Origin of the sequence: Bacteroides uniformis (assembly GCF_025147485.1) — a bacterium.
Lineage (GTDB): Bacteria > Bacteroidota > Bacteroidia > Bacteroidales > Bacteroidaceae > Bacteroides > Bacteroides uniformis.
On the sequence record NZ_CP102263.1, the window covers coordinates 3785106 to 3810415 of the forward strand.

Sequence of the window (25310 nt, forward strand, 5' to 3'; positions counted from 1 at the left end):
GAGTCAATCATTAAAAGTTAAAGTTTAATCCTAAGCTGAACGTACGGGAAATGGGGTAACGGTTCTGGTCTATTCCGTTAATACCCACTTCAGGGTCGAAACCGGAATATCCGGTGATGGTAGCCACATTCTCACAAGATAGGGAAAGGCGTGCATTTTCAATCTGGGCTTTCTGTAACCACTGCTTCGGGAAAGTGTATGAGAGTGTGATATTCTTCAAACGCAGATAAGAACCATTCTCCACAAAGCGGTCTGACACGCGTGTATTCTGATTGGGGTCGCCGAACACGGCACGCGGCATCGAATTGCTGGTCCCCTCTCCTTGCCAACGCTTCAGTACGTCGGTAGTCTGGTTATAGGCAGCTGCCATACCGGTATTGTCGATATTGTTGGCATTGTATATCTTATTTCCGGCTATACCTTGTAAGAAAACAGAAAGTTCGAAACCCTTATAGGAAAGGCTATTGTTCATGGAGAACAGCCAACTTGGGTTCGGGTTACCGATGACGGTACGGTCACTATCATTGATGACACCATCGTTGTTCAAATCCCTGAAACGGATATCACCCGGCTCAGCTCCCGGCTGCACGGCATGTGTATTCACTTCAGACTGGTTCTGGAAGATTCCGTCCGTAACATAGCCGTAGAAGACATTAATGGGATAGTCCTTTGCCAGCATCGTTACATAGGAGTTATTGATTTGGTTAATGTAATAAGGAACGTCGCTGTTCAAATCCTTAATTTTATTCTTATTGTAAGTGGCGGTCAGGTTCGTTTCCCATCCCAGTTCACCGGTAAGATTGATGGTATGCAGACTCATTTCAATACCTTGATTACGTACTTTTCCGGCATTGGTATACGTGGTTGTAGTATCTTCAAATCCCGATGTGATGGGGATAGACGCCTTTACCAGCATGTCTCTCGTCTCCTTCAGATAAGCATCGAACGAGAACATAACGCGTGAATTGAACAGTGAGGCATCAAAACCGATGTTGGTTTGTGCCACCTCTTCCCAATGGATATACGGGTTGGCGAGAGTAGAAGAAACCAGCGCTGTCTGATTGCCGCTCGAAATGCCGAAAGGATATACACTGGTATTGTAGGATGCCAGATAGCTGTAGTTTCCAACACTTGCCTGGCTACCGGTCACACCGTATCCCGCACGCACTTTCAGGTCATTGATATAGTCGTTTTTTGGAAACCACTTTTCCTGAGAGGCACGCCATGCCACAGATACGGAAGGGAAAGTACCCCAGCGATGTTTCTTACCGAAACGGCTGGAACCGTCACGACGAATGGTTGCAGTCAGCAAATAGCGGTCTTCGTAAGAGTAGTTGACACGTGCCATGTAAGAGAGCAATGCCCACTCTGTCTCGTTTCCACCGATGGCATACATTTCCTCGCCATTATCCATTTCGTGCACATTGTCGAACATAAACACATTCTTCTGCGCATTCAGGTAGTCGTTGGTGTTCCATTGGGCAGACATACCGGCCATCAATCCCACACGATGTTTTTCTGCAAAAGTATGGTCGAATAGGAAATAGTTGTCCCACAAATAAGTGAACGACTTGTTATCGCTCTTATAACGTGAAGTCTCCTCTGTGGGAGTGGGTTTCCAGTTATACTTGGGGGTAAAGTTGTCTATGAACCAGAATTTGGCATCGTAGCCGAAAGTACTTTTAAACTTAAGCCATTTGGTAAAAGTAAGTTCTGCCGTCAAGTTGGCCAGGAAGTTATATCCATCAGTCTGACTCTTGTTCAGTTCCGTCGGTCCAATGGGGTTGCGCGTGCTGCCATACCATTCCGAGTTACCATCAGGGCCACTCCAACTGCCATCTTCATTCTTCACCGGATAAATGGGGAGCGCTTTCAGCGCATCACCTATATTATAGCTGCCCGACTTCTTCGTATCGGCACTGAACGTAATGTTATTGGAGAACTTCAACCATTTCAAGACTTGCGCATCACTGTTGGACTGGAATGTGAAGCGACGGTAATTCACACTCTTCACGATACCGGACTGATCCAGAAAACCACCGGACACATAATAATGGGATTTCTCGTTACCGCCGGAATAACTTACCGTATAGTTCTGCATCACACCCGTACGGAGCAATTCATCCATCCAGTCGGTACCTGCACCCAATTCAGAAGGATTGGCCCATTCCGGATTAGGATTGCGTCCACTGTTCACCATCATGTCATTACTCAACTCGGCATACTGCGCCGCGTTCAATAAAGAAGGTACGTTCGTAGCATTCTGGAAAGAGTAATTGGCAGATACAGCAAGTTTTCCTTTTCCTTCCGTACCGCGTTTGGTGGTAATCATCACAACTCCATTAGCTCCCCGAGAACCGTAGATGGCTGTGGCCGAAGCATCCTTCAATACATCCAAACGTTCCACATCGGCCATATTTAAGGAAGACAAGCCCAAGTCGGTAGGCACTCCGTCAATCACGACCAGCGGGTCGCAGTTGTTGATAGAACCCAAACCACGAATCTTGATGGATACATTGTCTCCCGGTTTACCGGCATCTACAATCTGCACACCTGAGATTTTTCCCTGGATGGCTTGTCCCAAATTGGATACGGGGGAATCCTTGATATCCTTGTTACCGATGGAGGACACTGCTCCTGTAAGGTCGCTTTTCTTCATGGTGCCATACCCTATCACCACCACTTCATCCAGCATTTCGGCATCTTCAGACAAAACTACCTGAAGCTGTTTCTGTCCCTTCACCTGCACCTCTTGAGTCTTATAGCCTACAAATGAAACGACAAGAGTACCGTTCGGAGACATGTTCAAAGAGAAATCACCGTCAATACCGGTTATTGTCCCATTTGTGGTTCCTTTTTCCATTACACTGGCGCCAATAACCGTTTCACCGGTCTGGTCTTTCACTACACCTTGTACTGTAATTTGCTGTGCGAACATGCACATCGGAAGTAACATTCCTATCAGACAAACCATCATCCGTAGCCTGCTGATTGGCATTTTGTACTTTTGCATAATATAAGAATTTAAAGTTAATAATAAAAACATAAATCACATGTGTCACTCTTTCCGAAGAGGGACAATGCAAATGTATCAGATAAGAGAAGCCAATAGTGGAGGAAAGAGTAAAAAAGTAGTGGTTTACATCATTCAAAAATACTTAAACCACTATATACCAATAATATATAAAATTATTACCCAACTAAAAAAGTAGTGAAAATATAAGCGTAAAAGAGACACTTCCAAGCTTCAAAACCCCTATTCTCAGTTCTTCGACTTGCCAATTGTCATCACTTCCTGTTCCAACAAGTCGCGGTCACCGGCAGCCTTGTTGCGAACCTTCGTACGATAGTTATAAATGGTGGTAACAGAATATCGAAGGAATTGGGCTATCTTCACGCTGTCAGTAATACCCAAACGTATCAATGCAAAGATGCGCAACTCTGTATTCATCCGTTCGCCGGCTTTCAAGGATATTTGCTCATCATCGGCAAGCAGGGCATTGAAGTCTTCTACAAAAGTAGGAAACAGCTGCAGGAAGGTATTATCAAAGTTGGTATAGAATTCCTTTAATTCCCCCTCTATGAATTTAGAAGACTTGATGTTCTTGTAGAGTTCCTCCACATTTCCGGTAGCGGCAATCTTTCCCAGCGACCGGCGGTAATTGTCCATCTTTTCCAAATAGACCGAGCACTGGTCCATATAACGGCCGATATACTCCTCCTTCAGATAGGAGTTTTCGGCAATGCTGTGGTTGGCCTCCTTGAGTTGTGCATTGGAAAGGTGAAGCTCATCATTCAGCTCCTTCAACCGTTTGTTGGCGTCAATCACTTCCCTGCGGGCGGCAGCCACTTTCTTCATCTGCTTGTATACATAAAATATGGCAAGCAACAGAAAAAGTGAAAGCAGGCTGATAGATACCAGTGCCCATTTCATCTGCTCCTGCTGCTTCTCCGTCTTTTGCTGGTAAGCATCATTAATGATAGGAAAGATTTCCAGAATCTCCAGCTTGCGCAACCGGGCATTGCAGGCGGCTGCATCTTCCATACATATCTTTACATAAGAATAGGCACGCTCGATGTCTCCTTCCTGGTAAAGCAGTACGGCGAGCTTGCGTAAAGAGATATATTCACGGACAGCGGTTTTCATATCCGCCATAGCAGAAACAATCAGGTATTCCTTTTCCTTCTCTTTGTCCCCTTTCAGCCGGTAAGACTCTGATAAAGTATAGGCACAAATCGCAACGTCGTGTTCATAGTCCTTCTGCAGCGCCAGATAATCCGTCAGCAAACGGATGGCCTTGTCATATTCATTGCGTACATTATACTGGTCGGACTGAATCAAGGTATGTATCAGAAGATTATCTTTATTGACCAACAGCAACGAATCACGATATTTGTCCGTAAGCTCCGTATAAAGCTTCTTTTCATATGCCGTCACGGCATAATCGGCCATAAGGCCATAGACCGTACGGTAGATATGGTAATAATATGGATGGATATCCACCGGTAACCGGTCTATATGGATATTCCGCATCAAATCCATAACTTCCTTATACATACCGGTCATTCCCAAAACATCTGCTTTATTCATGCGGGCATTGTCTATGTATTCCCGGTTTCCAAGACGTATGGCTATCTGTTCCCTTTCCTCGGCCATGTGCAATGCAGAATCCGTATTGAACGAACGGTACTCATCCAGCAATGTGCCAAGAATGGCAAAACGTTCTTCATCCGGTATCTGCCGATGCAACTGTCTTTTCAGTTCCACCAGTTTCAGCTCTTTCTGCTCCATGTATATGGGACGCTCCTTTATCGCCTGGTCCAGTTTCAGCAGCAAAGAATCCGCCCGGCTGCTGTCTGCAGCATGAAGGCGGCACATACAGATGGTACAAAGACACAAGAATATGATTATATTTTTCATCCGGCTTTCCGATTAGTTAAAGGCAATACTTTTTGAGAATCCTCATGCAAAAGTAATTAAAATACCATAAAAACCTATTCTACTATCATTAAAAGCTCGAAAGCAGAGTGATAAAAAGGCATACTGCAAGCAAAAGAATCAAAATATTGAATTACCTTTACGGAAAATCCAAAGAAAGACCATATCATAAATATCATCCGAGCATCATGGATATACACACATTTATTGCCAATTATCAGGAAGCTTTCGGCCAACACGCCGAACTCCCCATCGCCTTTTGGTATTCAGACCGAATGGGGGCATCTACAGAGAGAGTAACCGGTTGTCTCTTCAAATGCATGAAACAAGTCAGAGACGGCAAAATCGTCAGTCTCAGCAACAAAACAATTACCTGCGGAGGAGGCAAGTTCTATACCGGATTTACTGAAATGCCCGAGCGCGTCCCGGGGTTTGTCTCTTTGAAAGAGAAATACAAGAAGACTCCCGAAATGGTGGTAGATTTTGTCAATGAGCTACAGATTTCCAGAACTGACAAAGCCTATCTGCATTTTGCCCGCATAGACAAGATACCTTCCTTTGATGAAGTGGAAGGACTGCTGTTCCTGCCAACTCCCGACATTCTATCCGGACTGGCGACATGGACCTTCTTCGACAACAATGCATCGGATGCCGTAGCAGCCCCATTCGGCTCCGGCTGCTGTTCCGTCATTACCCAAACCATCATTGAAAACCGGAAACAAGGGAAACGTACTTTCCTGGGATTCTTCGACCCCTCCGTCCGCCCATACTTCGAAGCGGACTTATTGAGCTTCACTATCCCCATGTCCCGATTCAAGGAAATGTATCACACCATGCGCGAAAGCTGTCTGTTCGATACACATGCCTGGGGAAAAATCAAGGAAAGGATACAGCTGTCCCAATCAGGAGACGTACATATCCTCCCCTCTCCCATTTCCTTCCCCATCCTTCCGGACATTTATCTGCAGGAAATCAGAATAGAAGATGCCGCAGCCATCTACCATGCCATCGACACACACCGGGACTACTTAAGAACATGGCTGCCATTTGTGGATAATATGCGCACAATAGCTGATGAAGAAGCTTTTTTACGTCAGGTATTATCTACTCCTGCCGAACGAAATGAGCCAATATTCGGTATTTGGAACCAACAACATGAAATCTGCGGACTGATAGGTTTCCATTTCTCCGATTTCGACAACCACCGTACAGAACTCGGCTATTGGCTACTGCCGGAATACCAGCATCGGGGCATCATTACTGAAAGTGTCCGCAAGCTGTGTCTGTGGGCCGTACAAGAAAAAGAGATAAAGCGGATACAAATTCGCTGTGCCGTGGGCAATGCAGCCAGTAACGCCGTACCGGTTCGCCTCGGTTTCGTCCATGAGGGAACAGAACGTTGCGGAGAACTGCTGGCTTCTGGAGAATATACAGATATACATATATACAGCATCCTGAAAGAAGAAGTGCTGGCCAACCTCAAACGATAAAATATCAAATATATATCAACTATTGAAATTATACATGGAACAACAACCTCATCTCAATGACCACAACAAGCAGGAGTACCCTCCTATGCACACCACGGAGCACATCATCAACCAGACCATGATAAGGTTATTCGGTTGCGGCCGCTCCATATCAGCACACATAGAACGGAAGAAGAGCAAGCTGGACTATCTCCTTGCCGCCTGCCCCACAGAAGAAGAAATAAAGAAGCTGGAAGAGGCCGTAAACGAGGTAATCGCCCGACAGCTGCCCGTCACAACAGAATTCATTACGCAAGAGGAAGCGCAAGGACGTTTCGACTTGGAACGCCTGCCCGATGGTGCTTCGGAAACGGTACGTGTCGTGAAAGTAGGCGATTACGACGAATGCCTCTGCATCGGAGTACATGTGGAGAATACATCAGAAATCGGAACCTTCAAAATCATCAGTCACGATTGGGACGAAGAAGCCAAGCGTTGGAGAATGCGTTTTAAATTAGTCTGAAAATCTATCAATTTTTAATAAATAAGATAGCAAAATGGCATTAAACAAGCAAATAAGTCAGTTTTTCAATGACAAATAGTCAATAAAGTCAGTGAAAACTGGTTGGCATAAGGTTTGCAATATTGTTAGCGAACGACGGTTCAAGAAACGGATGGTGAAAACCCAAAAGGCAGACACCCGAAGACAAAGAACCGGAGTTCAAAACTAAACAGCATGTTTAACTTAAACAATAGGAGACTATAACTATGATGCCTGTAAGAAGAAACCAAAATTGGTTACCGAGTATTTTTAATGATTTCTTTGACAATGATTGGATGGTAAAAGCAAATGCCACCGCCCCTGCCATCAACGTATTCGAAACAGCAAAAGAGTACAAAGTTGAATTGGCTGCTCCCGGTATGACAAAAGAAGACTTCAACGTTCACATCGATGAAGAAAACAATCTGGTCATCAGCATGGAAAAGAAAACAGAAAGCAAGGAAGAGAACAACAAGGACGAAAAGAAGGAAGGCCGCTACTTGCGCCGCGAATTCTCATACACCAAGTTCCAGCAAACCATGATTCTTCCGGACGATGTCGATAAGGAAAAGATTGGCGCCCATGTAGAAAACGGCGTGTTGAACATTACATTGCCTAAGTTTACAGAAGCAGAAAAAGAAAAGGCCAAGAAATTCATCGACGTAAAATAACGCCCGACCATTAAAAAGAAAATCTCCCGCTGCACAAGATAATGCAACGGGAGATTTTTTATATCCATAGCCATACGGAACTATTTCTTCTTCCCTTTCAGAAAACGGTCTGTCAGCCACTTGCGCACCGGTTCGTCGTACAGTTTCAAACAAGCATAAGCAAGGACAACGGCTCCCACGAAAGTAAGTATCATATAAGGGATACCTTCCGCCATTGTAGCGTTATTGTTGCATACCCAAGCCGTATAAGTATATACCAGCGGATAATGGGTGATATAAATCGGATAGGAAATATCTCCCAGGAACTTGCATACGGCAGTAGAGCGCTTACCGGTCACCTTGCCGCCCGCTCCCATCGAAACAATGACCGGGAAGATGCAGATAATACAGAAAGCCTCGTAAAGCCCGTTCATCCAGTAACCATCCTCACCTCCGATACGGGGAATGGAAAGAACCACCACAATCAGCAGGCTGCACCACCAGAAAGCACGCTTTTCAAGCCGTATCAGCCAGCCGAGGCGTGACAGAAGCAATCCGCCGAAGAACGGATACATCAGCCGGACCATACCCACATACTGCTGTTCCCAGTTCAAGGCCCAACCACCCACAATATCGCCGGCAGGAGCAGTCAGACAACGGTACACCGTAAAACACCCTGCCACAAATACCAGCACCGACAGGGCCACCTTATTGAACTTGCGTACAAACAACGCATACAGGATATTACCGATATATTCATAATAGAGCGACCATGCCGGGCCATTCAACGGATGCATTTCCGTCCAGCCGCGAATGTCGAACTTCAGCGGAAGAGGAAGCAAGGTACAGCCCAGCAACATCACCAGCAGCATTGTTCCGATGGACGTATTCTCGATAGGTGGAAAACAAGGCGACTCCTGAAAATAGAAAAAGGCAGCGCCCACAATGCTTCCCATAATCACCATAGGATGCAGGCGGATGATACGGCGTTTGAAGAAAGTGCCCACGGTCATCCGGTTCCAACGGTCATCATAAGCATAGCCGATAACAAAACCGGAAAGCATGAAGAAGAAATCCACTGCCAGATAACCATGATTGATAATTTGAGTAAGATGGCTGCCACCTGCATGTGCTTCAAAAAGATGGAAGATAATAACCATGACAGCCGCCACGCCACGAAGTCCGTCAAGAATCTCATAATGCGGTTTCGAGGCAAGATAAGTAGTTCGTGTATTCATTTTGGTATAAGATATTTATTTATTCGCGTACAAAGATAAGAGTTTTTTCCAATAAGGGAACTGATAGATATCATATAAACTCTATCAATTAATTGACAAGTATAACAGTTGTCTTTATCATTAGATACATATCACTACTTGCACCTTTTTTTCCGCACAAAAAACAGCTTTTATTATCCATAATAAAAGGGCTACACCTTTTCCTCCTCATGGTGTAGCCTTAAACACAAAAGGGTGTAGCTATCCAAGGCAAATGGTGTAGCCCTTCTTCAAAAAAGAGAGCCAAATAGGATAATAATAAAGAAAAATCAGTTAACTACTTTTCTTATAACTTTTTACCGCCCACAGATTGAAGACCAATGCAAAGACCAACACGGCTCCCAGTTGCGGAAGCAGTTCGGCAAATCCGCCACCACGGAGATAGATGGTACGCATCACCTCCACAAAATAGCGTAGCGGATTGATGCGCGTAATCCATTGCGCCCACTCAGGCATACTGTGGATAGGGGTGAAAAGACCACTCATCAGAATAAGGATAAGCATGAAGAACCACATGACAAACATGGCCTGCTGCAACGTGGTCGAATGATTGGATATGACCAGCCCGAACCCCGACACCACCGGTAGAAAAAACAGCGCCATGCCGTAGATAGTGAGGAAATGTCCCGCCGGCAGAATGCCGTAAAGTACCCATGCCAGAACGAAACAGATGGTCAGCACCACAAAACCTATCAGCCAGTAAGGTATCAGCTTGGCGGCAATGAAAGTGAACTTGCCGACGGGGGTGACATTTATCTGCTCGATGGTGCCCGCCTCCTTCTCGCCCACCACATTGAGGGCAGGGAGAAAACCGCAAATCAGCGTCAGCAGCATTACCATGAGGGCAGGAATCATGAAAAGCTTGTAGTTCAGCGTGGGGTTGTAAAGATTCTGCGTAGTGATGTCCACCCGGGGAAGCGGCTTCCCGGCAAGCCCTTGCGAAGACGACTCCGAACCCAGTTCACGGGTATAGTCACTGATGATGGAAGACAAGTAGGATCCTCCCAGACTGCCCTTCGTGCCGTTCACGGCATTGGCCGCCACCAGCAGACGAGGCGCCTCTCCCTTCACCCAATCCTTTTCGAAATCACGGGGAATCTCCAGCACGACATCTGCCGAACCTGCTTCAATGGCCAGCAAAGCCTCATCGTATGTATCGGGAAGCGCTGTCAGGCAGAAATAAGTGGATGCACCGATTTTATCTACCAGACGGCGAGACAAGACGCTGTGGTCATTGTCCACTATATTCAGATTGATGTTCTTTATCTCCAGATTGGCGGCCCAGGGCATCAGTATCATAATCATGCACGGGAAAATGAAAATCAGCTTGGGCAGGAAGGAGTTGCGGAACAACTGCTTGAATTCCTTTTCAATGAGAAACTTTATCATAAGACGATATTTTAAAGATTTTAGACATAAGAACAAAAGAACAGATTTCCCGTATCCTTTTGTCCTTATGTTCTTCTGCCTGAATAATTAATATAAAATTCATATCCGCTCTTTACTCAAGCCGATGCTTGAATTTCTTGAAACTCACCGTTATCAGCAATACCGCCATCGTGGCAAGTATGCCGACCTCCATCAGCACAAGCGAAACATCCACTCCCTCAATCATCAGCTTACGCACCGCCTGGATATACCAGCGTGCAGGAAGCACAGCTGAAATGGCCTGCAGGATAACGGGCATACTCTCAATGGGGAATATCATGCCCGAAAGCAACATGGTGGGCATCATCAGCATCAGTCCGGACACCAGCATGGCGGCAACCTGCGTCCGGGTGACCGTGGAAATCAGCAGCCCCAGCGCCAGGGAGACAAAGATGAATAGCAGCGACACCACCACCAGCCAGAACAAGCTGCCCGCCACGGGAACATTGAGCACATAGACCGAAAGCAGAAGAATGGTGGTCAAGTTGACAAACGACAGCACAAAATAGGGCACCGCCTTTGCCAGAATGATGAAAAGCGGTTTGACGGGAGAAACCAGCAGGACCTCCATCGTCCCCTTCTCCTTCTCGCGCACAATGGAGATGGAGGTCATCATGGCGCAAATCAGCATCAGAATAAGCCCCATGACACCCGGCACGAAGTTGTAGGCACTCTTCATCTGCGGATTGTACAGCAGCTTGAGCTGGGGTACAATGGCAGCGGCATGCACTCCCGGCGGAAGCATCTCCTGCCCGGCAGAGGAGATGATGTTTGCGGCATAGCCTGCCTGCATAGTCGCCATATTGGGGTCTGTGGCGTCGGAGACAAGCTGCACGCGCGCCTCGCCGGTATAAAGCTTGTCCGAGAAACGCTCGCTGAAAACAAGCGCCATGTCAATCTCCCCTCTTCCGAAAGAAGCCTCCATATCGGCGGGAGAATGCAGGCGGCGGATGACGGTGAAGTATTCGCTTGCATCCATGCGGTCGATGATACGGCGGGTAACTACGTCATTCGACGGGTCGAGCACCGCCACACGCACGTTCTTCACCTCGGTGGTGATGGCAAAACCGAAAAGGATTATCTGCACGATGGGCATGCCCAGCAGAATCAGCATCGTGCGCCGGTCGCGGAAGATATGGAAGAACTCTTTTCGGATGAAAGATATGAATTGTTTCATTGTCTATATTTATATTTAGGCTCGGATAATGCGGATTTCACGGATTTTCAGTCGGCGGTTCGCACAGCTTGACGAGCCAGTTGTTGGAATACATCGTCCATCGTAGTGGCATTGAACTGCCGTTTCAGCTCCCCGGGAGTGTCGAGTGCACGGATGACGCCGTCTACCATGATGGAGATGCGGTCGCAATACTCCGCCTCGTCCATAAAGTGGGTGGTGACAAAGACGGTGATGCCCTCGTCGGCAGCCTGGTAAATCAGCTCCCAGAACTGGCGGCGCGTGGCAGGGTCCACCCCACCCGTAGGCTCATCCAGAAAGACAATCTTGGGACGGTGGAAGATGGAGACGGAGAAGGCCAGCTTCTGCTTCCAGCCCAGCGGAAGGCTTTTCACCAGTGTATCCCGTTCCTTTTCCAGCCCGAGGCGGAGGAGCAGCTCATCCGTCTTGGGGGCAATCTCCGCTTCGGGGATGCCGTAGATACCGGCAAAGAGGCGGATATTCTCCCACACCTTGAGGTCTTCGTAAAGGGAAAATTTCTGGCTCATGTAGCCGATGTTCTTCTTCACTTCTTCGGGTTGGGAAGCCACATCGAAACCTGCCACACATGCCTTGCCGCCGGTGGGGCGGCTAAGTCCCGTAAGCATGCGCATGGCGGTGGTCTTGCCTGCCCCGTTGGCTCCCAGGAAACCGAAAATCTCGCCCCGATGGACTTGGAAGGAGATGTGGTCTACAGCGGTGAAATTACCGAACCGCTTGGTCAACCCTTCCACTTCAATCACCTTGTTTTCGTGGTTTTCCACCCGTTCGTGCTGCAAGCCCGGAGGGCAGAGGATGCCCGCAAAGCGTGTCAGGATACGGTCGGGGGTATCGATGCCTTTTATCTCTCCTTCGTTGATGAAGGCGATGCGGTCGCATTGGCGCGCTTCGTCGATGATGGGGGTGGAAGCAATGATGGTGATACCCCGCTCCTTCAGTCGGCGAAGCATTCCCCAGAATTCCTTGCGGGACACGGGGTCGACGCCCGTAGTGGGTTCGTCCAGAAAGAGGACATCCGGTTTATGGATAAGGGCACAGCTAAGGGCGAGTTTCTGCTTCATGCCGCCGGACAACGCTCCGGCGCGGCGCTTGCGGAAAGGTTCTATCTGCCGGTAAATGTCGCGCACCAAATCATAATTCTCCTCGATGGTGGTGTGGAAGACGGTGGCGAAGAAATTGAGATTCTCCTCCACCGTCAAGTCCGGATAGAGGGAGAAGCGTCCGGGCATATACCCCACCCGCCTGCGGATGGCTTTGTAGTCCTTCACCACATCCAGACCGCAGACCGAAGCCGAGCCTCCGTCGGCAAGCAGCAAAGTGGTGAGGATGCGGAAAAGCGATGTCTTGCCCGCACCGTCCGGCCCGATGATGCCGAAAAGCTCACCGGGAGCCACTGACAGAGAGACACCCCGCAGGGCTTCCACGCTGCCGTAACGTTTGGAGATATTAGTTAAAGTTACAGCCTCCATACATTCCTATTTTCAGCATCCCGTCATTCTTCACGGCAATCTTTACGGCATAGACCAGATTGGCGCGCTCGTCTTTCGTCAGGATAGTTTTTGGAGTGAATTCGGACGTATCGGAAATCCAGGTGACGATGCCGGGGTATTCTTTCCGCACTTCCTTTCCATAATCCGCATAAACCTTCACTTGCTGCCCCAGCTTGATTTCGGCAAGCTGCTCGGAGGTGATGTAGGCACGGAGGTAAATCTGCTCCATATCCGCCACTTTGAAAAGAGGGGTGCCGGGAGCAGCCAGTTCTCCGGCTTCGGCATATTGGGCAAGGACGGTTCCCGTCAGCGGAGAGGTGATGTGGCATTTGCGCAACTGGTCTTCTATCTGCGCCACCTGGATGCCGACAGAGGAACTTTGCCACGTCAGGCTCCGGTCACTGTTGCGCAGGGTGGAGTTCTGTGCGTCGAGCTGCTTGCGGAGGACTTCGAGAAGGGACTCGGCATCATCCAGTTGCTTCTGGTTGGCGGCACCCACACGGAGCAGGTTGGACACACGGTCGCGCTCGCGCCGTGCCTGCACAATCTGTTCCTGAGTGGCGGCTACTTGCTTCAGGATATCAGGCCGCTGGCCTTCCACGGACTTGACACTGGCCTCCAACTGGAGTTTCTTCAGATAGAGTTGGACGGTATCTATAATGCCTACTTCCTGCCCGTCTATCAGTGTCGTACCTTCCTCGATGTCGAAACTCAGCAGTTTTCCGGACGCCTCGGCAGAAACGATGACTTCGGTAGCCTCGAACGTTCCCGTCGCATCATATTTCGGAGTACCGCCGGTACAGGCGGCAAGGAGAAATAAAAAAGGAAATAATTTCAATGATTTCATACTATTTCAAGTTATAAATTACGGATTATAGTCATTAATTGTTCAGCGTATATTTCAGCTGCCAGATGTTCATCAGCAACTGCACCTCATGCAATGCCTTGGTCTGTCGTGCCATACTTTCATTGGTAATCTCCCGCAGCATATCGGTCACGGTCATTGTCCCGTTCTGCACCTTGGCCTCGGCTGCACGGCGGATATTCCCACGCAGACGGATAATCTCGTCATCATCCGCCATCTGGCGGCGCATGGATACAATGCCCGCATCCTGCTGCGTAGCCTGCAGGCGAATGTTGAAAAGGAACACATCCCGGCCGGTTTCTATCTGTTGGCGGGTATTGTCTATCCTGCGGCGGTCGTTCTTCAATGTATACAGACTGCCGAAATTCCAGGACATGCGCACCCCCGCCATGTAATAGGCGTTGAATTCATCCTTCAGCATATTCAACCCTGGATTGCCGTATGCCCCTTGTACAAAAAGGCCGAAACGCGGCATCAACCGGGTGTTCAAAGCTGCCTCCTGCTGGCGGAGTTGCTCTCCCTGCGCATCGTACCAACGAAGTTCGGGGCGGTTGTTCATCTGCCGGTCTATGTTTTCTTCGGCAGCCGGTTTCAATAAAACCGTTTCGGAAGAGAGATCCTTGCCCGTAAAGGCAGCAAGCATGCTGAGGTATGCACGGCGGGTGGTCTCCAATTCCACACGGTGCTGCCTGGTGTTCAGTTGCTCTACGCTGACTGCATCCAGGTCGCTCAGGGTGGCGATGCCATTGGCTATATAGTCGGCTACCTGCTTGTGGGTTCTTCCTAAATCTTCTTGCAAGAGGCTGTTCTGTTTCAGCTGTTCGTCCAACAGCAGGATGCCGAAAAAGAGCTGGTTCACCCGGTCAGTCAAGGCATACATGTCTACATGCTGTTTTTCCAGTTCCACTTCCGAGGCGGCACGCGTCAATCGTTTTCTGGAACGTATATCCCCACCATCCCAGAGGGTCTGCTGCACTTCGAGCATCACCTGGTACTGGTCTTTCGAAGCAGTCTTGATGTCGAGATTAGGGATTTCGACCGGTAGCCGGGTGATGTCACTCTGGTACGTGGCCTTGCCGGATAGGGAAAACTGGGGCAAGTAACCTTTTCCGGCATTGGAGAGGTCGTACCCGCGTGCCTTTTCTATCAGTCCGTATTGCCTGACCAACGGATAATTGTCTTGCGCCCGGCGCTGGCACTCTTCCAACGTGAGCTGGGCATGTGCCAGCATGGCGGCAAGAGAAAGGGTAAAAAAGAAAACGGTTCGTTTCATATCCATTCTGTTTCTTGTTTATTCTACATGGTTTTGTTCTATACACATGCAAAGATAAAGGCATAACCCTATAACCTTACAATCCATTTGTGCGCAAAGATGTTCTAATAGTACGACATTTCGTAGAAAAAGACAAATAATAGGAACACTTTATTATCTTTGCGGTGGAAATATACATTATTCATAAAGGGAAAGATATGGAAAAGAACAAACCGATAAGCGTCGCATTCGAGGACATCCGCAACAATCCGGATTTTATAGAACATTCCGAATACAGATTTATAAACGACGATTTGGGAATGGTCATCAGTTTTCAAGCAATGGGATTCAGGCTATTCCGCACCCAGCAACCTTATCGTGCCAAAGAAGGAAGGATTGTACGCATCATGCAAGGTAAGGGCCGAATCTCCATCAATCTTATCGAATATGAAGCTACAGCCCACGATATTATTATCATCCCTGACAATTCGCTGATAGAAATATCGGAAGTCAGTCCCGACTACGAATTCCAAGTCATCATGCCCACTGCCAATTTTCTGCCCGTACTACAGAATTCCATTCTTTCGGAAGCTTATACACGAAACGGAATCCGCCTTTCATGCAACAACGAGGAATGGGCACACATCAGCAGCTTCTTCTCTTTATTGTGGAATATACTACATTGTTTGCCCTACCGCCGCGGAGCTGTACAGCACTTGATTGTCTCACTTCTCTATAACCTTAAGTATATCCACGAGCACACATGCAAGTCAACTCCGTCACGCCTTTCACGCCAGGAAGAGCTATTCCGCCGCTTCATCGCTTTGGTGAACCAACACAGCAAGCACGAACGCAGCGTCAACTTCTATGCCGACAAGCTATGCCTGACACCGCACTATCTGAGTTCGGTGATACGTGAAACAAGCGGACAAACCGTGATGCAATGGATTAATCAAGCAGTTATCCTCGAAGCCAAAGTATTGCTGAAACACAGTAATCTACTGGTGTTTCAAATATCAGACGAACTGAACTTTCCCAATCCGTCGTTCTTCTCGAAGTTCTTCAAACGTATGACGGGGATGACACCGGCGGAATACCAGAAACAAACCTGACCTCAAAACAGCTGTCCTATACGGGAGCCTGACGGTCCGTCGCAAGAGTCCGCTTCCAATGCCAGCATCCCTTGTTTGGCTGCCAGTCCACCGGCATAGCCTATCAGCGTATGGTTGCTGCCCACCACACGATGGCAGGGGATGAGTATGGAGAGGGCATTTGCCCCATTGGCAGCCGCCACCGCACGTACGGCTTTCGGATTGCCCAGCTTTCGTGAAAGCTCGCCGTAGGACACTGTTTTTCCGTAAGGGATGTTCTGCAACTCCTGCCACACCGTCCGCTGGAATTCTGTTCCGACTGCAAGCAGTGGAACATCGAATATGGTCCGCTTACAGGCAAAATACTCATCCAACTGAATGATTGCCCTTGCAATCACTTCCGAAGTGCCTTCCTCATAATCGGCATGCAGCGCCTGCCGTATGCGCTTATCAACGGTTACTCTACGTTTCTCGTTCAGCATCCAGTCGCATAGGCAGAGTTTATCGCCGAAAGAGCCGAGGAGCAACTCGCCATAAGGAGATTGATAGTATTGGGTCAAAATTGTTTCCATCGAACTTAGTTTTCAGCAAAGATAGCAAATTAAATCATCATTTGTACTCCGCCCACGACTTGATAGCCAAATCATCCGGCGTCATCGTGCAGAATGCATTGATGAACGCACTTGCCAGACGGGCATTCGTTATCAACGGAATATTGAGGTCGATGGCGGCACGGCGTATCTTGTAGCCGTTATCCAACTCGCCTGCGGTGAGGTTCTTCGGAATATTGACAACCATGTCTATCTCCTTGCGGTGCAGCATGTCGAGTGCCTGTGGCTGGCGTTCGGGTTCGCTGGGCCAGTAGACGCGCGTATTCTCCACACCGTTCTCCGTAAGGAAATTGCTGGAACCACCCGTGGCAAATATCTTATACCCCTTCTTCTGAAGCATACGCGCGGCAGAAAGCATGTCCACTTTCTGCTTCGGAGTACCGGTAGAAAGCAGGATATTTTTCTCTGGAATACGATATCCCACGGAGAGCATCGCCTTGAGAATGGCGCAGGAAGTATCGCTGCCGATGCAACCCACCTCGCCCGTGCTTGCCATATCCACACCCAGTACCGGGTCGGCCTTCTGCAGACGGTTGAAGGAGAACTGGCTCGCCTTGATGCCTACGTAATCCAAATCGAACAGATTCTTGTCCGGCTTCTGTACCGGAATGCCGAGCATCACCTTCGTGGCAAGTTCAATAAGGTTTATCTTCAGCACCTTGCTGACAAACGGGAACGAACGGCTGGCACGGAGGTTGCACTCAATCACCTTGATGTCGTTCTCGCGTGCCAGATACTGGATATTGAACGGACCGGAGATGTTCAGCTCACGGGCAATCTCGCGGCTGATGCGCTTGATGCGGCGCACCGTCTCCACATACAACTTTTGTGGCGGGAACTGGATAGTGGCGTCACCGGAATGCACTCCGGCAAACTCGATATGCTCACTGATGGCGTACGCGATAATCTCTCCATCTTGCGCCACAGCATCCATCTCCACCTCCTTGGCATGCTCAATGAACTGGCTCACCACTACGGGATGTTTCTTGCTGACATTCGCCGCCAGCTTCAGGAAGCGTTCCAGCTCCTCCCGGTTGGAACAGACGTTCATCGCAGCGCCGGACAATACGTAGGAAGGACGGACCAATACCGGGAAGCCCACCTTATCCACAAAGGCGTTGATGTCCTCCAGGGAGGTCAGCGCCCGCCATTCGGGTTGGTCTACACCAATGCGGTCGAGCATGGCGGAGAACTTGTCACGGTCTTCGGCATTGTCGATGCTCCTGGCGCTTGTGCCGAGAATAGGTACCTTCTGCGCATCGAGGCGCAGGGCAAGGTTATTCGGTATCTGACCACCGGTAGAGACAATCACCCCGTGGGGATTCTCCAGTTCGAGAATATCCATCACGCGCTCGAAGGTGAGCTCGTCGAAGTAAAGACGGTCGCACATGTCATAGTCCGTAGACACGGTTTCGGGGTTGTAGTTTATCATGACACTGCGGTAGCCTTCCTGGCGGATGGTGTTCAGGGCCTGCACGCCGCACCAGTCGAACTCTACGGAAGAACCGATGCGGTAGGCGCCGGAGCCCAATACGACGATGGACTTGTGGTCGCCGAGGTAACGGACATCATTTGCCGTGCCGCTATACGTTAGGTAGAGATAGTTGGTCTGTGCGGGATATTCGGCGGCAAGGGTATCTATCTGCTTCACTACGGGCAGAATGCCTGCACTCTTGCGGAAATTGCGGACGGCAAGGATGGCTTCTTCGCCGTCCATTGCTTGTTCCAAGCCGAGGGCACGGGCTATCTGGAAATCAGAGAAGCCTTGTACTTTGGCTTTACGCAACAAGTCCACGGGAATCATTGGCAACTCTCCATCAGCCATAAAAGAGTGCAGTTCCCTGCTGGTATCCATGATGTTCATCAACTTCTCCAGGAACCAACGGTCTATCTTGGTCAATTCGTGCACCTGGTCCACCGTATACCCGGCACGGAAGGCTTTGGAGATGACAAAGATACGTTTGTCGGTAGGTTCGCGCAGAGCCTTGTCCAAATCGGCAATCACCAGTTCCTTGTTCTCTACGAAGCCGTGCATGCCCTGGCCTATCATGCGAAGCCCCTTCTGGATGGCTTCCTCGAAAGTACGGCCGATAGCCATCACCTCGCCTACCGACTTCATGCTTGAACCCAGCTCTTTGTCCACCCCGTGGAACTTGCCCAAATCCCAACGCGGTATCTTGCAGACCACATAGTCCAGGGCGGGTTCGAAGAAAGCGCTTGTAGTCTTTGTCACAGAGTTGTTCAAGTCGAACAAGCCATAGCCCAAGCCGAGTTTTGCCGCTACAAACGCCAACGGATAACCCGTTGCTTTAGAGGCAAGTGCAGACGAACGGCTCAAGCGTGCATTTACCTCGATTACCCGGTAGTCCTCGCTCATCGGGTCGTAGGCATACTGCACGTTACACTCTCCCACAATGCCGATGTGACGGATAATGCGGATAGCAAGTTCACGCAATTTATGATAGTCCGTATTGCTCAACGTCTGTGACGGGGCAATAACGATGGACTCACCTGTATGGATGCCCAGGGGGTCGAAGTTCTCCATGTTGCAGACCGTGATGCAGTTGTCGAAGCGGTCGCGCACCACCTCGTATTCCACTTCCTTCCATCCCTTCAGCGATTTCTCCACCAGCACCTGTGGGGAGAAGGAGAAGGCTTTCTCCACCAGCACATTCAGCTCTTCTTCATTGTCGCAGAAGCCCGAACCCAGTCCGCCAAGCGCATATGCGGCACGGACAATGACCGGGTATCCCAGTTCCCGGGCTGCGCGACGGGCATCCGCCGCATTCTCCACGGCTTCGCTCTTGATGGTCTTCACATCAATCTCATTCAGTTTCTGCACAAAGATTTCACGGTCCTCCGTGTCAATGATGGCCTGCACGGGAGTGCCGAGAACCGTCACGCCGTACTTCTCGAAAATCTTGTCTTTATAGAGGGAGACACCGCAGTTCAGTGCCGTCTGTCCGCCAAAAGCAAGCATGATGCCGTCCGGGCGCTCCTTCTCTATCACCTTCTCCACGAAGTAAGGAGTGACGGGCAGGAAGTAAATCTGGTCGGCAACTCCTTCCGAGGTCTGTACCGTGGCAATGTTCGGATTGATGAGAACCGTGTAGATGCCTTCCTCCTTCAATGCCTTGAGCGCCTGCGAACCGGAGTAATCAAATTCTCCTGCTTCACCGATTTTCAGTGCGCCGGAACCAAGCAGCAAGACTTTCTTTATATTGTTTTCTTTCATTTGCATATCTGTTTATTAAAAATGTAATAGTAGTAATAAAACCTTATCTTTCTCTTACCTTACACAATCAGTCACTAATTGAATGGCATTCAGTATAGGACTGAAAGGTATTCACTCTGGGACTGAATGACATTCAGTACGGGACTCATTATACCGTCTTTTACATACTGATTATCAAGAGATTACGAACGCAACCATTCTTGATAAAATTCTCTTACTAAAGCAACTTCACAAAGTCATCAAAAAGAAACTCCGTATCCGTCGGCCCGCTGGCAGCTTCGGGATGAAACTGTGCGGAGAACCAGGGATTGCGTTTGTGGCGGATTCCTTCATTAGAACCATCGTTCATATTGATGAAAAGCGGTTCCCAGTCTTCTGTCAGCGTGTTGTTGTCTACGGCATACCCATGATTCTGTGAGGTGATGAAGCAACGTTCCGTACCCACCATACGCACCGGTTGGTTATGGCTGCGGTGGCCGTATTTCAATTTGTATATCTTGGCGCCCCCAGCTTTGGAAAGCAACTGGTTTCCCATACAGATGCCGAAGATGGGCAGTTTCTCGTTCTGCATTGTCTTGCGGATATGCTGCACGGCAGCATCGCAGGTATCGGGGTCGCCAGGGCCGTTGGAGATGAACAACCCGTCGAACTCCATCCCAGTATAATCATAGTCCCAGGGAACGCGAATCACTTCCACGTCACGTTTCAGCAGGCAGCGGATGATGTTATGCTTGACGCCGCAATCCACAAGGAGCACTTTCTTCTTACCGGTTCCTTCGTTGTAACGGATAACCTCCTTGCAGCTAACTTTATCCACATAATTCACATCGGCATAAGAGGCCTCAGGCATTTCATCCGATTCATCATCAAAGGCGATACGTCCCATCATCACCCCATGCTCGCGAAGCACCTTTGTCAGTTCGCGGGTATCGATGCCCGTGATGCCCGGAATCTGTTCGCGTTTCAGCCAGTCACCGAGGCTTTCCACCGCATTCCAATGGCTATAATTTTCGCTATAATCGCTTACAATAATGGCTTCGGCATGGATATGCTCGCTCTCCATAAAAGTGGCAAGCCCATTCGGTTCGAGAGTAAAAGGCGGCACACCGTAATTGCCCACCAACGGATAGGTGAGCGTCATCAGCTGTCCGGCATACGAAGGGTCGGTCAGGCTTTCGGGATAACCCGTCATGGCTGTGTTGAAGACCACCTCTCCCGCTACCGGTTTTTCAAAGCCGAACGACTTGCCGTGGAAGCGGCTCCCGTCGTCGAGGATTAGAGTTACATTTCTCATTGATTCAATTAAAATTGATAAACTTGTTCTATATAATCAATAAATGCCTTGTTCAGCATCTTCACACCGCCCGGCGTAGGATAATCGCCGCTGAAGTACCAGTCACCCGGATGCTTGGGGCAGGCCTCATGCAGCCCTTCGAGAGGCTGGTAGACAATCTGCACTTTGGCTTTCGTCCCTTTGGGAGTGAGCAGTTCCACCATCTTGGCAGAGATTTCCTCGTCGGTAAAGGGAGCGTATATCTCCTTCACGTAATTCACCATCTGCTCTTTGGGCAGGCCTACCTGCTCTTTGGACTTGCGGTAGGCGGCGGCAATCACATCGCGCATCTCGCGCTCCTTCAGCAGTTCCACAGCAGCCTTGAAGGCGATGAATTCGCTCATCTTAGCCATATCGATGCCGTAGTAGTCGGGATAGCGTACCTGCGGTGAAGAGCTTACAATGACTATCTTCTTTGGCTCCAGACGGTCAAGGATGCCGATGATGCTCTGCTTCAGGGTGGTTCCACGCACTATCGAGTCGTCGATGATGACCAGATTATCCACTCCCGGGACAAGGCTTCCGTAAGTGATGTCGTACACATGGGCGGCAAGGTCGTTCCGGCTGTTTCCTTCGGCAATGAAGGTACGCAGCTTGATGTCCTTGATGGCCACTTTCTCGCTCCGTATGCGCCGCGACAAGATATGCTCCAGTTCGTCGTGGCTGGGACTATGCCCCAAGGCGGCAATCTGCTGCACCTTCTCCTCGTTGAGGTAGTCGTCCAATCCCTGCAACATACCGTAGAAGGCGACTTCCGCCGTATTGGGGATGAAGGAGAAGACGGTATGGTCCACATCGTTGTCGATGGCTTTCAATATGTTGGGTACAAGTTTCTCACCCAGCAGTTTACGTTCCCGGTAAATGTCCACATCACTGCCCCGGCTGAAGTAGATGCGCTCGAAGGAACAAGGTTTCACCTCGCGCGGCTTGTTGATTTGCACGGTGCGCACCTTGCCGGCCTTGTTGATAAACATGGCTTGTCCGGGTTGCAGCTCCTTGATGGATTCGACAGGAACATTAAGGGCTGTCTGTATCACGGGACGTTCGCTGGCAAGCACCGCTATCTCGTCGTCCTGATACCAGAAGGCTGTACGGATGCCCCATGGGTCGCGTACGGCAAAAGTCTCTCCGCTTCCGGTAAGTCCGCACATCACGTATCCCCCGTCCCACTCCTTGCTCGAAGTGCGCAGTACGTTGGCAAGGTCGATGTGGTTTTCTATATAACGGGTGATGTCCATGCCTGCCAGCCCTTCCGCTTCGGCAAGGTTGAAGAGGCGCTCCACTTCGCGGTCGAGGCGATGTCCCAACTGCTCCAGCATGATGTAGGTATCGGCATATTTGCGCGGATGCTGGCCGATGGCGGTAATGCGTGCGAAGATTTCATCCACATTCGTCATGTTGAAGTTGCCGCAGAGGGCAAGATTCTTGGCACGCCAGTTGTTTCTCCGGAGGAACGGGTGCACGTACGAGATGCCGGACTTTCCGGTAGTGGAGTAACGCAGGTGTCCCATATAGACCTCCCCTGCAAAGGGCAGCACACGCTTGGCATAGTCCGCATCATGCAGCTGTTCCTTGGTCAAGTCCTTGAAGTGACCCTGCACCGTACCGAAAATTTCGGTAATGGCGCCCGAGCCGAGAGCACGCTCACGGAACATATATTCCTCGCCGGGACTGGCTTCCAGTTTCACGCAGGCCAGTCCGGCACCTTCCTGCCCACGGTTGTGTTGTTTCTCCATCAGGAGATAGAGCTTGTTGAGTCCGTACATCCATGTTCCGTACTTCTCTTCATAGTACTCCAGCGGTTTCAGCAGGCGTATCATGGCGACGCCGCATTCATGCTTCAGTTGTTCCATCTATCTATTTACAATTTACCATTTACAATGTACAATTTTAAGTGTACAATTTTCTTTTCCTTATTATAGCATACAATTACCATTTACATTTACCCCTCCCAAGCGCAGCCCCATTGTACATTGTAAATGGTAAATTGTACATGTCCTCATTCTACAGTCACCGACTTCGCAAGATTCCTCGGCTGGTCCACATCCATTCCCTTGCACACGGCAATGTGATAGGCAAGTAATTGCAGAGGTACCGTAGTTATTAACGGATCAAGGCACTCCATTGTTTCGGGAAGCTCGATGCAAGTGTCGGCTATTTTACTGATGACCGTATCTCCCTTTGTCACAATGGCGATAACCCTGCCTTTACGCGCCTTTATTTCCTGGATATTGCTCAGCACCTTTTCGTAAAGCCCATTCCGGGTGGCAATAACCACCACCGGCATCTCGGCATCCACCAGGGCAATGGGGCCGTGCTTCATTTCGGCGGCAGGATAGCCCTCGGCATGGATATACGAAATCTCCTTCAACTTCAAAGCACCTTCCAGGGCTACGGGATAACTGTATCCGCGTCCCAGATAGATAAAGTTGTGTGCATAGGTGAATATCTTGGAAAGTTCCGCTATACGGTCGTTCAGTTTCAAGACCTCCTTCATCTTGTCGGGGATATGTCCCAATTCCTTGACAATTGCCAGGTATTGCCCTTCGTCCATCGTCTTTTTCTCTTTGGCAAGTGTCAGGGCCAGCATGGTAAGCACCGTTACCTGCCCGGTGAAGGCTTTGGTGGATGCCACCCCTATTTCCGGTCCCACGTGGATATAGGAACCCGTGTGCGTGGCACGGGGAATGCTGGAACCGACGGCATTGCAGATGCCATATATAAATGCCCCACGATTTCTGGCAAGCTCCACGGCAGCCAGCGTATCGGCCGTTTCACCGCTTTGCGAGATGGCAATCACCACATCGTTGCTGTCAATCACCGGGTCGCGGTAACGGAACTCACTGGCATACTCCACCTCCACCGGAATACGGCAGAAGCTTTCAATCAAATGCTTGCCGATGAGGGCGGCATGCCATGACGTACCGCATGCCACGATGACGAAGCGTTTGGCCGCCAGCAGACGTTCCTTATAATCAATCACTGCAGAAAGAACCACGTTCGTACCCTCCACATTGATACGCCCGCGCATGCAGTCGCGAATGCAGCCGGGCTGTTCGAAGATTTCCTTCAGCATGAAGTGCGGATAGCCTCCCTTCTCCAGCTGGCCGAGATTGAGCGCTACCGTCTTTACCTCGTGCGGACATTCCACATTCTTCAGGTTAACAACCTTCAGCTTCTCTCCCCGGCGGATGAGGGCAATCTCTTCGTCTTCCAGATACACCACCTTATCCGTATATTCCACAATCGGCGTGGCATCCGAAGCCAGGAAAAACTCACCTTCACCGATGCCCACCACCAGCGGACTGCTCTTGCGTGCAGCGATTATCCCATCCGGATTGTCCTTGTCGAGCACCGCAATGGCATACGCCCCAATCACTTCCTGCAAGGCAAGTTGCACTGCCGTCAGCAGGTCAATATGGTTTGTCACCTGAATGTATTCGATGAGCTGTACCAGCACCTCGGTATCAGTGCTGCTTTTAAATACATAACCTTTGGCTTGAAGTTTTTCTTTAAGGACGGCGTAGTTTTCAATAATGCCGTTATGGATGAGGGCGAGGCGTTCGGAAGAGGAATAATGGGGATGGGCATTGACGGAACAAGGTTCTCCATGAGTAGCCCAACGTGTATGTGCAATACCAATGTTACCGGAAATATCTTTTTGAGCAACGAAAGTTTCAAGTTCCGAAACCTTACCTTTCGCTTTGTACACGTTCAACTGTCGGTTATCACTGATTAATGCTACCCCTGCACTATCATATCCACGGTACTCCAACCGCTTCAGACCCTTGATAAGAATGGGGTAGGCTTTCCTTTGACCTATATAGCCTACTATTCCACACATAATGTATCAGTATTTGATTTTGCGCTGCAAATATACATATTCTTAAGAACATAAAGTTAATCTTTCCACTAT

Annotated in this window: 17 protein-coding genes; 4 read left to right on the plus strand and 13 right to left on the minus strand. The window is 49.4% G+C overall.

Annotation, left to right across the window (positions count from 1 at the left end):
• Nucleotides 1-10 precede the first annotated feature (10 nt).
• Together NQ510_RS15305 and NQ510_RS15310 are read right to left on the minus strand one after the other, a co-directional pair.
• Nucleotides 11-3013, minus strand: coding sequence for a SusC/RagA family TonB-linked outer membrane protein (locus NQ510_RS15305; protein ID WP_005827660.1), 3003 nt, complete (start codon nucleotides 3011-3013; stop codon nucleotides 11-13).
• A gap of 249 nt (nucleotides 3014-3262) precedes the next feature.
• Nucleotides 3263-4921, minus strand: a complete 1659-nt coding sequence (locus NQ510_RS15310) for a DUF6377 domain-containing protein (protein WP_008664452.1) — start codon at nucleotides 4919-4921, stop codon at nucleotides 3263-3265.
• Between the two features lie 206 nt (nucleotides 4922-5127).
• Here NQ510_RS15310 and NQ510_RS15315 point away from each other — a divergent pair, with 206 nt between their 5' ends.
• The 3 genes from NQ510_RS15315 to NQ510_RS15325 all read left to right on the plus strand — a co-directional run bounded on the left by NQ510_RS15315 (nucleotide 5128) and on the right by NQ510_RS15325 (nucleotide 7620).
• Nucleotides 5128-6429 carry a GNAT family N-acetyltransferase gene (locus NQ510_RS15315; protein WP_005827652.1) on the plus strand — a complete coding sequence of 434 codons (1302 nt, stop codon included), beginning with the start codon at nucleotides 5128-5130 and terminating at the stop codon, nucleotides 6427-6429.
• Between the two features lie 34 nt (nucleotides 6430-6463).
• Nucleotides 6464-6931 carry an alanyl-tRNA editing protein gene (locus NQ510_RS15320; protein ID WP_005827650.1) on the plus strand — a complete coding sequence of 156 codons (468 nt, stop codon included), beginning with the start codon at nucleotides 6464-6466 and terminating at the stop codon, nucleotides 6929-6931.
• A gap of 245 nt (nucleotides 6932-7176) precedes the next feature.
• Nucleotides 7177-7620: an Hsp20/alpha crystallin family protein gene (locus NQ510_RS15325; RefSeq protein WP_005827646.1), complete on the plus strand. Its 444-nt coding sequence runs from the start codon at nucleotides 7177-7179 to the stop codon at nucleotides 7618-7620.
• An 80-nt stretch (nucleotides 7621-7700) separates the two neighbouring features.
• Here NQ510_RS15325 and NQ510_RS15330 read toward each other — a convergent pair whose 3' ends face one another.
• The 6 genes from NQ510_RS15330 to NQ510_RS15355 form a co-directional block, all read right to left on the minus strand.
• Nucleotides 7701-8837, minus strand: coding sequence for an acyltransferase family protein (locus NQ510_RS15330; protein WP_005827644.1), 1137 nt, complete (start codon nucleotides 8835-8837; stop codon nucleotides 7701-7703).
• Nucleotides 8838-9149: 312 nt separating this feature from the next.
• Entirely contained in the window at nucleotides 9150-10265 is a 1116-nt protein-coding gene (locus NQ510_RS15335; RefSeq protein ID WP_005827641.1) for an ABC transporter permease, read from the minus strand.
• Nucleotides 10266-10377: 112 nt separating this feature from the next.
• Nucleotides 10378-11481 (minus strand): ABC transporter permease, encoded by a 1104-nt coding sequence (locus NQ510_RS15340; RefSeq protein WP_005827637.1) that lies wholly within the window; start codon nucleotides 11479-11481, stop codon nucleotides 10378-10380.
• Nucleotides 11482-11528: 47 nt separating this feature from the next.
• A complete protein-coding gene (locus NQ510_RS15345; RefSeq protein WP_005837247.1) occupies nucleotides 11529-12986 on the minus strand; it encodes an ATP-binding cassette domain-containing protein in 1458 nt (485 codons plus the stop codon).
• The gene (locus NQ510_RS15350; RefSeq protein WP_005827632.1) at nucleotides 12964-13854 is read right to left on the minus strand and encodes an HlyD family secretion protein; all 891 of its coding nucleotides are present in this window, start codon (nucleotides 13852-13854) and stop codon (nucleotides 12964-12966) included. Before NQ510_RS15350 ends, NQ510_RS15345 begins: the two co-directional genes overlap by 23 nt.
• Before the next feature lie 34 nt (nucleotides 13855-13888).
• Nucleotides 13889-15151: a TolC family protein gene (locus NQ510_RS15355; protein ID WP_005827630.1), complete on the minus strand. Its 1263-nt coding sequence runs from the start codon at nucleotides 15149-15151 to the stop codon at nucleotides 13889-13891.
• Nucleotides 15152-15342: 191 nt separating this feature from the next.
• Between NQ510_RS15355 and NQ510_RS15360 the strand changes: the two genes are divergently transcribed.
• On the plus strand, nucleotides 15343-16236 hold the full coding sequence (locus NQ510_RS15360; RefSeq protein WP_005837252.1) for a helix-turn-helix domain-containing protein: 894 nt from the start codon (nucleotides 15343-15345) through the stop codon (nucleotides 16234-16236).
• Between the two features lie 2 nt (nucleotides 16237-16238).
• On the opposite strand, the gene NQ510_RS15365 is transcribed toward NQ510_RS15360, so the two are convergent.
• The 5 genes from NQ510_RS15365 to glmS all read right to left on the minus strand — a co-directional run bounded on the left by NQ510_RS15365 (nucleotide 16239) and on the right by glmS (nucleotide 25238).
• Entirely contained in the window at nucleotides 16239-16787 is a 549-nt protein-coding gene (locus NQ510_RS15365) for a methylated-DNA--[protein]-cysteine S-methyltransferase (protein WP_005827626.1), read from the minus strand.
• A gap of 37 nt (nucleotides 16788-16824) precedes the next feature.
• Nucleotides 16825-20061, minus strand: coding sequence for a carbamoyl-phosphate synthase (glutamine-hydrolyzing) large subunit (carB, locus tag NQ510_RS15370; protein ID WP_034525538.1), 3237 nt, complete (start codon nucleotides 20059-20061; stop codon nucleotides 16825-16827).
• A gap of 217 nt (nucleotides 20062-20278) precedes the next feature.
• The gene (gene carA / locus NQ510_RS15375; RefSeq protein ID WP_005827621.1) at nucleotides 20279-21355 is read right to left on the minus strand and encodes a glutamine-hydrolyzing carbamoyl-phosphate synthase small subunit; all 1077 of its coding nucleotides are present in this window, start codon (nucleotides 21353-21355) and stop codon (nucleotides 20279-20281) included.
• A gap of 8 nt (nucleotides 21356-21363) precedes the next feature.
• On the minus strand, nucleotides 21364-23247 hold the full coding sequence (locus NQ510_RS15380; RefSeq protein ID WP_005827619.1) for an amidophosphoribosyltransferase: 1884 nt from the start codon (nucleotides 23245-23247) through the stop codon (nucleotides 21364-21366).
• Between the two features lie 146 nt (nucleotides 23248-23393).
• Nucleotides 23394-25238, minus strand: coding sequence for a glutamine--fructose-6-phosphate transaminase (isomerizing) (gene glmS, locus NQ510_RS15385; protein ID WP_005827617.1), 1845 nt, complete (start codon nucleotides 25236-25238; stop codon nucleotides 23394-23396).
• Between the last annotated feature and the right edge of the window lie 72 nt (nucleotides 25239-25310).